The sequence below is a fragment of the Paracoccus sp. TD-10 genome (genome assembly GCF_048270675.1).
GTDB classification, from domain to species: domain Bacteria; phylum Pseudomonadota; class Alphaproteobacteria; order Rhodobacterales; family Rhodobacteraceae; genus Paracoccus; species Paracoccus pantotrophus.
The window spans coordinates 383330-396637 of the sequence record NZ_CP182420.1 but is presented as its reverse complement, the minus strand read 5'-3'; the positions used below and the strand labels follow the sequence as shown (position 1 = coordinate 396637).

Annotated in this window: 12 protein-coding genes; 7 read left to right on the top strand and 5 right to left on the bottom strand. The window is 66.5% G+C overall.

The features are described from left to right. Positions 1-162 precede the first annotated feature (162 nt). Positions 163-1293, bottom strand: coding sequence for an ABC transporter substrate-binding protein (locus tag ACNKFW_RS20705; protein WP_028710180.1), 1131 nt, complete (start codon positions 1291-1293; stop codon positions 163-165). 118 nt (positions 1294-1411) lie between these two features. Between ACNKFW_RS20705 and ACNKFW_RS20700 the strand changes: the two genes are divergently transcribed. The 5 genes from ACNKFW_RS20700 to ACNKFW_RS20680 all read left to right on the top strand — a co-directional run bounded on the left by ACNKFW_RS20700 (position 1412) and on the right by ACNKFW_RS20680 (position 6087). Next, a complete protein-coding gene (locus ACNKFW_RS20700; protein ID WP_197025592.1) occupies positions 1412-3091 on the top strand; it encodes an FAD-dependent oxidoreductase in 1680 nt (559 codons plus the stop codon). Between the two features lie 197 nt (positions 3092-3288). Then, positions 3289-4029: an energy-coupling factor ABC transporter ATP-binding protein gene (locus ACNKFW_RS20695; RefSeq protein WP_024846040.1), complete on the top strand. Its 741-nt coding sequence runs from the start codon at positions 3289-3291 to the stop codon at positions 4027-4029. Next, on the top strand, positions 4004-4621 hold the full coding sequence (locus ACNKFW_RS20690) for an energy-coupling factor transporter transmembrane component T family protein (RefSeq protein ID WP_028710178.1): 618 nt from the start codon (positions 4004-4006) through the stop codon (positions 4619-4621). Before ACNKFW_RS20695 ends, ACNKFW_RS20690 begins: the two co-directional genes overlap by 26 nt. After that, positions 4554-5201: a biotin transporter BioY gene (locus ACNKFW_RS20685; protein WP_418025571.1), complete on the top strand. Its 648-nt coding sequence runs from the start codon at positions 4554-4556 to the stop codon at positions 5199-5201. The genes ACNKFW_RS20690 and ACNKFW_RS20685 overlap by 68 nt, the downstream gene beginning before the upstream one ends. Positions 5202-5361: 160 nt before the next feature. Further along, positions 5362-6087: a gamma-glutamylcyclotransferase gene (locus ACNKFW_RS20680; protein ID WP_333484411.1), complete on the top strand. Its 726-nt coding sequence runs from the start codon at positions 5362-5364 to the stop codon at positions 6085-6087. Between the two features lie 204 nt (positions 6088-6291). Here ACNKFW_RS20680 and ACNKFW_RS20675 read toward each other — a convergent pair whose 3' ends face one another. The 4 genes from ACNKFW_RS20675 to ACNKFW_RS20660 form a co-directional block, all read right to left on the bottom strand. After that, positions 6292-6468, bottom strand: a complete 177-nt coding sequence (locus tag ACNKFW_RS20675; protein WP_155984397.1) for a hypothetical protein — start codon at positions 6466-6468, stop codon at positions 6292-6294. 139 nt (positions 6469-6607) lie between these two features. Next, on the bottom strand, positions 6608-6931 hold the full coding sequence (locus ACNKFW_RS20670; RefSeq protein ID WP_028710177.1) for a hypothetical protein: 324 nt from the start codon (positions 6929-6931) through the stop codon (positions 6608-6610). Between the two features lie 57 nt (positions 6932-6988). Then, a complete protein-coding gene (locus ACNKFW_RS20665; protein ID WP_024846035.1) occupies positions 6989-8974 on the bottom strand; it encodes an MAC/perforin domain-containing protein in 1986 nt (661 codons plus the stop codon). Positions 8975-9004: 30 nt separating this feature from the next. Continuing rightward, on the bottom strand, positions 9005-10021 hold the full coding sequence (locus ACNKFW_RS20660; protein WP_333484410.1) for a hypothetical protein: 1017 nt from the start codon (positions 10019-10021) through the stop codon (positions 9005-9007). Between the two features lie 467 nt (positions 10022-10488). Here ACNKFW_RS20660 and soxC point away from each other — a divergent pair, with 467 nt between their 5' ends. Further along, a complete protein-coding gene (soxC, locus tag ACNKFW_RS20655; protein WP_123130437.1) occupies positions 10489-11739 on the top strand; it encodes a sulfite dehydrogenase in 1251 nt (416 codons plus the stop codon). Further along, positions 11732-12400: a c-type cytochrome gene (locus ACNKFW_RS20650; protein ID WP_333484408.1), complete on the top strand. Its 669-nt coding sequence runs from the start codon at positions 11732-11734 to the stop codon at positions 12398-12400. Before soxC ends, ACNKFW_RS20650 begins: the two co-directional genes overlap by 8 nt. Positions 12401-13308: the final 908 nt, after the last annotated feature.

The following is a 13308-nucleotide window of genomic DNA, read 5'->3' as shown; positions in this document are numbered from 1 at the left end:
CCACCACCATTTGACTGACTAATCAATTAACATACGGCGCGATTCGTTGAAACGTTTTTCTGGCGCCGGGCCCGCATCCTGCCGCGCCACAGGCACAAGGCGGGATCGGCAAACCCTGCGATGCGCAGCCGGCCATCCGCGCGCCGATCCCGGCGCCAGTCCTCAGTCCGTCACCGCGACATAGCTGCCGTTCTCGATCTTGAGAACATAGGTTCCATAGATCGGACGGCGGTCGTCCAGCAGCGAATAGCGCCCGAAGCCGATCCGCACCGGCACGTCCTTGGTCGCATCCAGCGCCTCGCGCAGGTCGTCGCGCGTCGGCTCGGGCCCGGCCTTGGCCAGCGCCTCGATCAGCACCCGCATGATCGAATAGCCAACCGCCGCCCAGCTGTCGGGGGCCGCGCCGGTTTCGGCCTCGAACCGCTGGGCAAAGGCGCGGCTGCTGTCGTCGAAGCCGCCGGGGATCCATTCTCCATAGAAATGCACGCCTTCGGCCGCGGCGCCGGCGATGTTCACGAATTCCGGCGACGAGAAGATATTCAGCCCCATCACCGTGACCTTGGGGTCCAGACCCGCCTGGCGCAGCTGCGTCGCGATGCCCGCGCCCTGCGCCGCATAAGAGGCGATGAAGACGCAATCGACATCGGAAAAGGCGATCTTGGTCGAGATCGAGCTGAAATCGGTATCGGTGCTTTGCACCATTTCGCGCGCCCCGATGGCAACCCCTTGCGCGGTGATGCCCTGCTCGAACTCTTGCAGAAGCTGCACATAGACCTCGATGTTCTGAATGCCGATCAGCGCACAGTTCTTCAGCTTCAGCTTTTGCGCCGCATAATCCGCCAGATGGGTGATCGAATCCGCCGGAGTCTGCGTCATGATATAGGACCAGGGCCCGTATTCCAGGATCTTGGGATTGTTGGTCGTGGTCAGGACCGGCACCTTCAACTCGTTGCCGACCTGCGCGCCAAGCTGCGCCACCGCGCCGCTGGTCGGCCCCAGGATCGCCAGCACCGAAGGATCGCGGCCATAGCGCGTGACCAGCGTAGTGGCCTGCGTCCGGTCGGTCGCGTCATCGGCAATCACCAGGTTGATGCGCCGGCCCTCGCCCAACTCGCCCGCCGCGTTCGATTCCCTCACCGCCTGCTTCATGCCCTCGGTGATCGGGATGCCGACAAAGGCCGCGGCCCCGGTCAGCGATTGCAGCGCGACGATCGTATGCTCCTCGGCGCCCGCCTGCGGAACGCAAAGCGCCGACAGCGCGGCCGCGGCAAGCCATGGCCTGAATCCTCTCATCTTTCTCTCCCTAGATTGGCTGGGTAATTGTATTTTTATGTTGATTCTATGCATACATATAAACCATCTTATGTCTACAAATTTTCCGTGACCAGGGAGGTATGGAGGAGGTATGGAAATGAGGAGCGGAAATTCCGATGCGGCGGACAGCGTGGTCGTCGTCGGGGGTGGGCTCAGCGGCATCGCCACCGCGATTGCTCTGGCCGATCGAGGGCGCCCTGTCGTCCTGCTGGAGGCGGGTGCCAAGATGGGCGGCGCCGCCGCCTATTCCGGCGGCCAGGTCTGGGTGGGGGCAAATCATGTCGCCCTGCGCGAAGGCATCGAGGGCGACAGCAAGCAGCGCGCGGAAAGCTATATCCGCGCCATCGCCCACCGCTTTCCCGAATATCTGGACGAACAGGCGATGCGGCGCTGGATCGACACCGCCCCCGACGCGATGCGCTATTGGGAGGAAACCGGCGCGATCCGCTGGGCGGTGATCCCCGGCCTGGCCGATTACCACAACGAGGCCGAGGGCGCGATGCCGGCCGGCCGCTACCTGACCAATGCGCCCATCACGCGGGACGCCCTGGGCGCCTGGCGCGACAAGCTGCTGATCAGCCCCTATTTCCCGGTCGGCCTGACCTATGCCGAACTGTTCGAACGCGGCCGCCGGATCAGCATCGTCGACGAAACCGCCGATGAGGACGAAGGCGGCCCCATCCAGGGCTTTGGCCAGTCCGAACGCCGCGCGGCCCTCGATGGCGGACCGGAAGTCCTGACCTTCGGCCCCGGCGTGGTCGGCAGTTTCCTGGCCCGCGCCATTCGCGACCCGCGCATCACCATCCTGCTCGGGCATCGCGTCACGCGGCTGAAAAGCGACGCCTCGGGCCGGGTCGTCGGCGTGGTCGCCACCTGCGAGGCCGGCATGGCCGAGTTCGACGGGCCGGTGGTGCTGGCCACCTCCACCTTCGACAACGATCCCGACCTGGTGCGCGAAATCGTCGGGCTGGACCCCGAGCAATGGGGCAGCGTCGGTCCGAAAACCCTGCGCGGCGACGGCATCAGGCTTGCCCGTTCGGTCGGCGGCGCGGTGGTGAAGCTGCCGCCTAGCGCGCAGACGATGCAGCCCGGCTGGAAGTCGGACTATAACGAGGGCTTTTCCTACGGTCCCGATACGGCGATGCCCCATACCATGATCGTCAACCGCCATGGCCGGCGCTATTGCGACGATTCCTATTGGGTGGACATCGCGCAAGCCACCATGGACGACACGGCGGAAAACCTGCCCTTCTTCCTGATCTTCGACGAGCAGCACCATCGCAAATACGGGCTGGGCATGACCCCGCCCGGCGCCGATTATCCCGAAGGGCTGGTCACTTCGGCGCCGACCCTGCGCGAACTGGCCAGCAAGCTGGGCATTGATCCCGACGGGCTGGAGGCGACGGCGGAACGCTTCAACCGCTTTGCCGAAACCGGCATCGACGAGGATTTCAGCCGCGGCACGCGCGACTTCGTGCGCCGCTTCTATGGCGATCCGGCGCATCAGCCCAACCCGGTTCTGGGCAGCATCGCCCAAGCACCGTTCCACGGGCTTCGCCTGCGCTTCGTCGCGGCCGCGGTCGGCAACAGCGGCATCCATGTCGATGGCGAGGGGCGGGTGCTGGACGAGGCAGGCGCAGTGATCCCCGGATTGCACGGCGTCGGCTCCTGCACCGCCCAGACCGTGACCGGCACCGGCTATAACAGCGGCATCGCGCTGGGGCGGGGGCTTGCGATGGCCTATCTGGTGGCACGCGACATCACCGGCGCGAACTAGGCGCCGCGGGACCGGGCCCGGCCCGGCCGCCCCTCCGGCCTTTTCCGGCCCCCGCCCATGCCCCGAGGCATGCAGGGCCATTGCTCCGGCCCAGCCCGCTGGCCTATTGCTTTCGCGGCAAAACCCGGCACAAGCGGCGGCGCCGGGCTTCTACCCGCCCGCACGCCGGGGAACGCGGCCAGAAAAGGAGACTGCGCTTGCATCGCTGTGAAACGGCCCAATGCGCCATCCGGCTGGACGACCTGGGCTATGAGGTCGCGGGGCGGCCGGTGCTGGACGGCGTCACCCTGCATTCCTCGGCCCGGCGCATCGGCGTGGTGGGCCGGAACGGCTCGGGCAAAAGCACGCTGGCGCGGCTGCTGGCCGGGCTGATCGCGCCGACCCGCGGCCAGCTCCGCATCGGCGGCCGGGACGTGTTCCGCGACCGCCGCGCGGCGCTGGAAACCGTGGGCATCCTGTTCCAGAACCCCGAGCACCAGATCATCTTTCCCCGCGTCGCCGAGGAAATCGCCTTCGGCCCGCGCCAGCAGGGGCTGGACAAGGCGCAGACCGCCGCGCGGGTCGAATCGGTGCTGCGCTCCTTCGACAAGCTGCATTGGAAGGACGCGCCGATCTCGGCCCTGTCGCAGGGCCAGAAGCACCTGGTCTGCATGATGGCGGTGCTGGCCATGCGGCCGCGCCTGCTGATCCTGGACGAGCCCTATGCCGGGCTCGACATCCCGACCCGGCGGCAGCTTGCCCGCTATCTGCACCGGATCGAGACGCGGCTGCTGCACATCTCGCACGAACCCTCGGACCTCGAGAGCTGCGACGAACTGTTCTGGCTGGACCGCGGCCGCATCGTGGCGCAGGGCGCGCCGGCCCGGCTGCTGCCCGATTTCACCGCCGAGATGATCCGGCTGGGAGAGCTTGATGATATCGCTGACCTCGCCGGTTGAGACCCGCGCCCATCGCTGGCCGGCCGGGCCGAAGCTCGGGGGGCTGTGCCTGGCCTCGACCGCGCTGTTCATGGTGGGCGACATCGCGGTCCATGCCGCGGCGCTGGTCGCGGTGCTGGCGCTTTACGCCGCGCCGGGGCCGGTCTTTCTGCGCGCGGGGCTGCGCAGCCTGCGGGTGGTGCTGCCCTTTGTCGCCGTCCTGCTGGCCTGGCACGCGGCGGCCGGCGACATGCGCCTGGGGCTGCTCATCACCCTGCGCATGGTGACGCTGGTGGCGCTGGCCAACCTGGTGACGATGACCACGGGGCTCGAGGATCTGGTCGAGCTGGTCCGCCGCCTGACCGCGCCGCTGCGCCGGCTGGGCCTGCCGACCGGGATGCTGGAGATCGCCATCCCGCTGGTCATCCGCTTCACCCCGGTCCTGGTCGCCCGCGCCGAGACCCTGGCCGAGGCCTGGCGCGCCCGGTCCCGCCGCCGTCCCGGCTGGCGGCTGATCCTGCCGCTGACCCTGCAGGCACTGGACGATGCCGATCATGTCGGCGAAGCTTTGCGCGCGCGCGGCGGCCCGCTTGGACCGCATGGACAGGAGTAGCAGCATGGAACGCAATATCGCCCAGATCGCCCTTTTCGCCGCGATGATCGCGGCGCTGGGGCTGGTGCCGCAGATCACCCTCGGCTTCGGCGTGCCGATCACGGCGCAGACGCTGGGCGTCATGCTGGCCGGCGCGGTGCTTGGCGCGCGGCGCGGCGCGGCGGCGGCGGCGCTGTTCCTGCTGCTGGTGGCGCTTGGCCTGCCGCTGCTGGCGGGCGGGCGCGGCGGGCTTGGCGCCTTCGTCGCGCCGACGGCAGGCTTTGCGCTCGGCTTTCCGGTCGCGGCCTTTGCCACCGGGCTGTTCGTCGAGCATGTGCGGCTGCGTTCGGCCGGGCTGGCGGCCGGGCTGGGCGCGGTTTTCGGCGGGATCGCGGTCCTTTATGTCTTCGGCGCGACCGGGCTTGCCATCGTGGCGCAGAAAAGCCTGCTCGAAGCCTTCACCCTGGTCGCGGTCTTCATTCCCGGCGATCTGCTGAAGGCGGCGATCACCGGCATGCTGGTGCAGGCACTGGCCAGGGTGCGGCCGCAGACGCTGGCCTGGCATCACCAGGCGGCGGGCTCCGGCGAACGGCGCCTGTAACCCCCCGCCCCGCCCGGCTGCCGGTCATCTGCCGGGACAGGCCGGCGCTTGGGATGGCACCCCCTCGGTCCCCCCGCCCGGCCCCGTTTGGGGGTTGACCCGCGGCCGCTCCGGCGGGAACCCTGCGCGGGTGAACCAGTCCTTGCCTGCAGGAAATCCCATGGCCAATTGCCGTCCCATCGTGCTGTCCGACGATCATGTCGCCCGCGTCGCCGCGGCCGAGGGGCCGCTGCACGATCCGCGCTGGCGGATGCTCGAGGATGCCGATCTCGACCGCCTGGCCCAGCGGCTGACGCAGGATCGGCCGCGGCCGATCCCGGTCTTCGCCTATGGGTCGCTGATCTGGAATCCCGGCTTTGCCGTGGGCGCGCGCCGCCGCGCCACCGCGATCGGCTGGCATCGCAGCTTCTCGATCTCGCTCGACCATTTCCGCGGCACGCCCGAACGGCCGGGGCTGATGCTGGCCCTGGCCTCGGGCGGCAGCTGCGAGGGGCTGGTGCTGGAAATCGCCGAAGGCAGCGAGGCGGAATCGCTGCGCGCCATCCTGCGGCGCGAGCTTGTCGCGCATGAACTCTCTGCCAATGCCTGCTGGATCGAGGTCGAGACCCGGCGCGGCCGCGAGCCGGCCCTGACCTTCTATGCCGACCCGGTCGGCACGCAGCGCGCCGAGCTGACGGTCGCGGAACAGGCACGGCGGCTGGCCCGCGCCGCGGGGGCGGCGGGCTCGGGCGCGGAATACCTGCTGCGCACGGTCCGGGGGCTGGCCGAACACGGCATCCATGACGACTACATCTGGACGCTCCAGAAACTCGTGGCCGAGGAAATCGAGGCCGGCGCGGATGGGGCATCGGGCATCGCGGGACCGGCAGGACGGCCCCGCGCATAGACGGCCCCCTGCCCGCAAGGCAGGCATCCGGGCCAAGACGGCCGGCGGAATGCGCGCATCCCGCCGGGCTGGCGCGGACCCCATCCGCCGCGGAACAAGGGGCAAGCGGCAAAACCGGGCATCGCGCCCCGGGGCCGCAAGCGTCGCCGCCCCCGGGGAACGCGCGTCCGCTCATGCCGGCATGGAAAACGAAGTCATGCCGGGCTATAGCGTGTCGCCATATTGCGCGCCCATGATCTCGCCATTCTCCACGACGAATGAAACGCCGTGATCCCGGAACCTGCCGAAGGGGATGAAATGGCGGCCGTTCAGATTGGCCCGCGCCCATTGCCCCATGCTGGTCATGAGCTGTTCCATTTCCGAATCATCGGCATCGGTCATTCGCCGGATTTCCTGCATGTCCAGGTTGGCTTGATGACTCCATGGCATTGCTTGTCCTCCACATAGGAATATTCGTTCAGAAACGCGGCTGGCGCGCCGGCAAAGGCCGCGCGGATTTTCCGCCTCTGCCGGCGCATGTTCACTGCACGCCGATCAGGCCAAGCTGGTTGTCAAGCGTCGTGCCGGTGATGGAATACTTGGCGGTCTTGTTCGTCCCCTTGCGATAGACGAAGGCCTGCTGCGCCACGTTGTCATTGCCCCACACGACGAAAGCCTTCAGCTTCACCCGCGAGCCCTCGGGGATCTTGAGCGACCCCAGATCCACGGTTTTCTCCTGGCCCAGGGGAATGTCGGTGTTCTCCTCATAGGTCTGGCTGCTGCCGCCATCGGGCGGCGCCGCGACCACGTGAAGCTTGGCAACGAAACCGCCGCCATTCCGCAGGCTGAATTTCTCGATATCCATGATGATGCTCCCTTCCTTATCAACCACGTCGATACGCATGAACGGGATGGCGGCCGATCAGGAACTGATCGTCAGCTCGTCGCCCTCTGTTTCGGCCGGCCCTTCGTCTTTCGTTTCGGCAGCCTTTTCATCGCGATGCCGCGGCACGGCGGGATCGTCGATCGTCAGCTTTTCCGAACCGGGATCCGTCGCCACGCTGTGATGAAGCAGCTGGGTCCGGTATTTCTCCCAGTCGATCGGCGAGCGCAGCTTTTCCTCGATCCTGCCTTCCACGAAAATATCGATGATCGGTTTTCTCAGCGCCTCGGGCAGCAGGAAGATGATCGGCACGACATCCGCGAATGAGATGACGCTCCACCATCCCGCATGGCTCAGCGTCGTCGCCCATCCATAAGGGTCAAGCGCCAGGGCCGGATTGCCGCCGGCGCTGGTGACCTCCACGTCCTGGAAGGACTCTTCCCACAAGGATTTCGACGAGGATTCGGATTTGAAGCCGCCATGGGCGCTTGCCGTCACCTTCTTGTAAGAGCCCTGAACCTCGGTGGAAAAGCTGCGAGCCAGGCTATGTGCATCCTCGCCCGCCTTTGTCTCCCGGTCCTGGCGATAGATAAGCTTGCCGCCGACAAGCGTGCGCAGCGGAAAATGCGTCCCGTAGCTGTCCAGGATGGCGGCAAGCGCCTCGGCCCTTTCCCCGGCCGTCGCGGGGGGCGCATTCACCAGGGCATATGCCTCGTCATACAGCGGCTTGGACAGGGTGACATTGCGCGGGTCGATCACGATCTCGGCCCTGGCCACCAGATATTCGATCCGCAGATGCAGGGCGGCGCTGGCCTCCTTGTGATCGCTTGTCTTGGTTTCGGTATAATCGCTCTTGATCGAAAGGCTGGCGGCCTTGCCCTCGACGCCGAAATCGCCCCCGACATTCCAGGACAGCGAGGAGGCGATGGCGTCCAGCGTCCGGCTTTGCGTCGCCGAAGCCGAAAACCGGGTCGAGCGGATCGGCCGCGCGACACAAAGGAAATCCGCCGCGTCCTCGGCATCCAGCGCCGGGCGCGGCGGCCGGTCAAGATCGAAGCTGCCGCCGGGGATCGACACGAAGCGCAGACCATGAAGATGGCGCAGGGCATTCAGGATGACTTGCCGTTCGCCGCCATCCATCGTGTCGAAAACGTCCTGCGGGGCGCCGGTCGGGGCGGTCGGCCGCCCCAGCACCTGTTGCAGCATGTCCTCGGTCTGGATCAGCCCCGGCTGGGCGCCGCCGCCGGTCTCGGTCTTCGGCTTCGCCGGGGCGGATGCCGGGGAACTGCCTGCCGGTGTCGCCCCGCCGCGCTTGCGCGGGCTTTCGAAGCGGAACCGCAGCAGCCCCAGCTTTTCATCGGGCTTGCCCAGGCGTCCGACGATCTCGTAGGGCTCCATGTCCTCGGCAATCGGCTTGCCGGAGGAATCGAGGAACGGGCGCCCCATGGGAATGCCGTCGCAGCCCTTCAGGAAATCCCGCAGCTGGCCAAGCGTCTTGTTCTCGCCGCCATCGGGCCAGTCGATCTGGCGCGGCTTTTCGCCATCCTCCAGGAAAAGAAGCTTGAATTTCTTGGCCGCCGCGGGTTCTGCCTCGCGCTTGACGGAAAGCTCGTCCAGCCGCCGCAGATAGGTCGTGGCCTCGGCCGCCTTGTCCACATCCGCGCCCGCGATTCGAAAGACATCGTCCTTGTCGACCAGCGAGTCATTCTGCGTCCTGAATTGTGCCAGGGTTTCGTCGGCGCGGACATAGACCTTGTGTTCCCTGCCCTTGCGATCCTTGAACTTGACCTGTCGGCGAATGGGAACGATCTCGACCACCATATTGTCGGCGACGGCGGTTGCCGTCTCGCGATCCTGGGGAACAAGCGTCAGGGCATCGGCGCTCTTGCCGGTGCGGAACTGGTCGAACGCGTCCATTTCACCGGTCGAGACGAAAAGCTTGCGCAGATCCGCAAGGCTTGCGTTTTCGGCAGCGGCATCCGTTCGCGACGTGCCATCGCGTGACCTGAGGATGAAGCTTATCATGAACACCTCGGCTAATGGTTCATAATCACCCTAATCCGATGCGAATTTCCTGCGCGCCTCTGCCAGGGCTTCCGCCGATCCCAATGTCACGATTTTCAGATCGAGCTTTTCGGCAAAGGCGTTCGAATCCCTCAGCGGCTTGATCGGTATGGGCCTTGTGTTTTCCGGCAAAGCCGGACCATGGGCAAGATAGCCGAAACCGGGATCAAGCCCGATTCCGGTCGAAACCGGGGTCGCAATGGCAAGCGGGGATTCCGCCGGCGGGCTGGACCCGTTTCCCGCAACCGGCGCCGATTGCGGCTTTCCCGGCTTGGAGAAATCCGAAGGAACCTCGAATAGATTCGCGGTCTCATCGACCTCCCGCTGTGAAATCTGCTCGACCGCGCGGCCGGAGCTGGTAAATGCGGCCGGAACCGAACCGATGTCGTCGGTGGTCTTCAACTCGCGAAGCGCCGCCAGAATATCGGGCAGCTTTTCCGGTGAAAAATCCCGCAGGATCTTTCCCGGCGCATAGGTCGCCATCAGCGCGGCCAGCTCGCCGAACCGCTGCGCGTCGCACCGGGGCCGGTCGGAACTCCACCGCACGCCGCCGGCCTCGAACTCCGACAGCGGCGCAATCTTCAAGGTCAGGATCTTGCGCAGATCGGGACTGACCCCGTCATTGAACCGCACCTTTTCCCTGGAAACCGGAACAAGCGCCCGATCGCCGTCTTGCCAGCGGTCCAGCAGAATGTTTCCGGAAATATCCAGCCTGGACGGATCGAAATTATGCGCAATATTGACGATCCGGCTGGTTATTTCCGTGCCCTGCCCCGCATTGTCGGCAATTTCCAGCCAAGCCATGAAACCACGCGGCCCCGAGGAATTGACCTGCAATTTGAAAGGCTGGTCTCTGACCAGGAACAGGACAGCCTTTACCGTTCCAAGATTATGATCCAGCAAAAAGAAACCTTGCGCGCCGTCTTGATTGCCGGCAAGGCTGATCGTCGCATTCTCGCTGGATACGGAATCAACAGAACGTCCCTGGATGTTGGTCGATACCATCATCCCCACTCCGCACGCAATGTTTAACCAATACCCTGCATGCATAACACGTTTCGGATTTCCCCCAAAGTCATAATCGTCCGGGCGAGTATATTATTAGGCCAGTTCAGATGACCTTTCCCCGAATATCGCAGGTTTTATCCATGATTGGATGAAATAACCGAACCCCCGCCGGAAAGCCGCATTATCGCCGGGGCCGGGCCGGCCGCGCGCCGCGGGCCGGGGACGCATGGGGCGCGAAAGGCGGGCGATTTGGTGCTATCATCGACCCCGGCGCGACGAACGGGACGCGGCGCCGCGGCATCCATCCAGCGTATGCGAAACCACGGGGAGGAAACGCAATGCCAGATCTGCCATTCTCATCCGAACGCTATGGCCCGGCCGAAAGGCAGATGGCCGAGGCGCTCGTGACCTTGGAAAACCGCATCCTGCATCCCGGGCCGGCGCCCGATTGCGATTGCAGGGAGGGGATGTTTCCCGGTCTCAGCCGGCGCGGGATGCTGCTCGGCGGGGCGCTTCTTGGGGGCGCGCTGCTCGGTGCCCGCCCTGCCCGCGCCGAGGCGCCGCCCGGCGCCATCGAATACCCGGTGCAGCCCGACCCGACCAGGGAACAGGGCCGGGTGATCCTGGAGGACGGCGGCTACGGCTCGCGGTCGCAATTCGAGAACGAGATCCGCTGGCGCTATCCGACCGCCAGCCTGGATTCCAGCTGGTCGCTGACGCCGCTGGCCTCGGGCCACGGGATCATCACCCCCTCGGGCCTGCATTTCGAACGCCACCATGCCGGCATCCCGAACATCGATCCGCAGCGCCACAGCCTGATCCTGCACGGCATGGTGGACAAGCCGCTGCGCCTGACCATGGACGACCTCAAGCGGATGCCCTCGGTCAGCCGGATCGTGTTCATCGAATGTTCCGGCAACGGGCTGACGGAATGGGAAAAGCCCACGCTCAGGACCGTGCAGGGCACGCATGGGCTGACCTCGACCTCGGAATGGACCGGGGTGCGGCTCTCGACCGTGCTGAACGAGGCCGGCCTGCAGGACGGTGCCGCCTGGATCCTGGCCGAGGGCGCGGATGCGGCGGTCATGACCCGCTCGATCCCCATCGACAAGGCGATGGACGACGCCATCCTGGCCTATGCGCAGAACGGCGAGGCGCTGCGCCCCGAACAGGGCTATCCACTGCGCCTGCTGCTGCCGGGCTACGAGGGCAACACCCAGATCAAATGGCTGCGCCGGCTCGAGATCGGCGACAAGCCCTTCATGACCCGCGAGGAGACGCTGAAATATACCGACCTGCTGGCCGACGGCACCGCCCGGCAGTTCACCCTGACCATGGACGCGAAATCGGTCATCACCTTCCCCTCGGGGGCGATGCGGCTGCCGCGCCCGGGCTTTTACGAGATCACCGGCCTGGCCTGGTCGGGGCGCGGCCGCATCGCCGAGGTCGAGGTCTCGGCCGATGGCGGCCAGAGCTGGACCCAGGCCGCGCTGCAAGAGCCGGTGCTGGACAAGTGCCACACCCGCTTCCGCCTGCCCTGGATCTGGGACGGGGCCGAGGCGGTGCTGCAAAGCCGCTGCACCGACGATACCGGCTATCGCCAGCCGACCCTGGCCGAACTGGTCCAGGCGCGGGGCACGAAGTCGGTCTATCACCTGAACGCGATCCAAAGCTGGCGCGTTGCACAGGACGGCGAGGTGTCCAATGTTCATGTCTAGGCAATATCCCCTGCGCAGCGCCCTTGCGCTGGCTTGCGCGCTGCTTCCGCTGGGCGGGCTTGCCCAGGACGCCGCCGCCCCCCGCACCGTCGCCCCGCTGCCGGCCGAACTGCCCGACAGCGGCGAACCCACGCCGCCCTCGCCTGCGGTCGCGGACCAGGAGGCCGCCGGGACTCCGGGGCTGGAGGCGAATTTCGGCATCGGCAGGGCGGCGACCGAGGAAGAGATCGCGGCGATCGACATCGACGTGACGCCCGACGGGCACGGGCTTCCCGACGGCCGCGGCAGCTATGCCGACGGCAAGGCGCTTTACGACGAGCGTTGCCTGGCCTGCCATGGCGAGAACCTGGAAGGCATCCCCGAAACCGGCGGACCGGCGCTGATCGGCGGCCGCGACACGCTGGCCAGCGACACGCCCCTCAAGACGGTGGAAAGCTACCTGGCCCATGCCAGCACGCTTTACGACTATATCCACCGGGCCATGCCGATGGATGCGCCCGGCTCGCTCACGCCGGACGAGGTCTATGCGGTCAGCGCCTATATCCTGGGCCGCGCGGGGATCGTGGACGAGACGACGGTGCTGGACCGCGAAAGCCTGCCGCAGATCCGCATGCCCAATGCCGAGGGTTTCGCGGACGATCCGCGGCCTGAGCGGCTTTGAAACCGGCATGGGCGCATCGCGATGCGCCCATCGCACCGACCCGGTCGCCGCCCTTGGGCCGCGTCGCGCAACCCCGCGGTTGCCGCGACGCGGCCCCGATTGTCCACGGCCCCGATTGTCCACGGCCCCGATTGTCCACGGCCCCGATTGTCCACGGCCCCGATTGTCCACGGCCCCGATTGTCCACGGCCCCGATTGTCCACGGCCCCGATTGTCCACGGCCCCGATTGTCCACGGCCCCGATTGTCCACGGCCCCGATTGTCCACGGCCCCGATTGTCCACGGCCAGCCCTCCCGACAATGTCCGGGCCGAAAGTGCAGCCTTTTGGTTCAGTCTGCCCGCCGCCATTCGCTGAACTCCACACGGCAGGCACAGCGCCAAGGCCGGGGATTGCCGACCGTCCCGGTGGTCCAATGTCGGGGCAGGAGGTAAAGCCTTCCGATCACTCCGCCCGCATCCATTCATCGGATCCCACGCGGCGGGTAGGGCGACAGGCCGGGGATCGCCGGCGCGCTGGTTCCACCCGACCAGCTTCCGCAGGCCCACCCCGCATCGGCGCCGTCAAGACTTCACCGCCCCCGATCTGCCACTCCACGCCCCCTGCCCTTTCCGCGACCCAAAGGCAGCGGCCATTGCGCGTATCCGGGCCGTCTGGAGGCACTTAAGCAACCAGCGTGGACCCATCTCGGCCGCCATAAAATCAGTTGGTTATCATATTTATCCGCATATGATCGAGATTTTGCGGATAACAGCAGAGGGGCCTATCTCACCCAATTCCCGCCAAGCGACGCCCCTTCCCCGCTTCAGGGCACCTGCCGCTCCAAGCCGGATACCGCCTTGGACAGCCTGGAACTCGCCGGCCCATCCCCCGCGACCGGGCAGGTTGGAACCAGCCGCCGCCAGGACC

What these genes read in the sequence shown, in the direction of transcription:
- ACNKFW_RS20705 (WP_028710180.1), bottom strand. Translation starts at nt 1,293, where the DNA reads ATGAGAGGATTCAGGCCATGGCTTGCCGCGGCCGCGCTGTCGGCGCTT.
- ACNKFW_RS20700 (WP_197025592.1), top strand. Translation starts at nt 1,412, where the DNA reads ATGAGGAGCGGAAATTCCGATGCGGCGGACAGCGTGGTCGTCGTCGGG.
- ACNKFW_RS20690 (WP_028710178.1), top strand. Translation starts at nt 4,004, where the DNA reads ATGATATCGCTGACCTCGCCGGTTGAGACCCGCGCCCATCGCTGGCCG.
- ACNKFW_RS20685 (WP_418025571.1), top strand. Translation starts at nt 4,554, where the DNA reads ATGCCGATCATGTCGGCGAAGCTTTGCGCGCGCGCGGCGGCCCGCTTG.
- ACNKFW_RS20680 (WP_333484411.1), top strand. Translation starts at nt 5,362, where the DNA reads ATGGCCAATTGCCGTCCCATCGTGCTGTCCGACGATCATGTCGCCCGC.
- ACNKFW_RS20675 (WP_155984397.1), bottom strand. Translation starts at nt 6,468, where the DNA reads ATGACCGATGCCGATGATTCGGAAATGGAACAGCTCATGACCAGCATG.
- ACNKFW_RS20670 (WP_028710177.1), bottom strand. Translation starts at nt 6,931, where the DNA reads ATGGATATCGAGAAATTCAGCCTGCGGAATGGCGGCGGTTTCGTTGCC.
- ACNKFW_RS20665 (WP_024846035.1), bottom strand. Translation starts at nt 8,974, where the DNA reads ATGATAAGCTTCATCCTCAGGTCACGCGATGGCACGTCGCGAACGGAT.
- ACNKFW_RS20660 (WP_333484410.1), bottom strand. Translation starts at nt 10,021, where the DNA reads ATGATGGTATCGACCAACATCCAGGGACGTTCTGTTGATTCCGTATCC.
- soxC (WP_123130437.1), top strand. Translation starts at nt 10,489, where the DNA reads ATGTTTCCCGGTCTCAGCCGGCGCGGGATGCTGCTCGGCGGGGCGCTT.
- ACNKFW_RS20650 (WP_333484408.1), top strand. Translation starts at nt 11,732, where the DNA reads ATGTCTAGGCAATATCCCCTGCGCAGCGCCCTTGCGCTGGCTTGCGCG.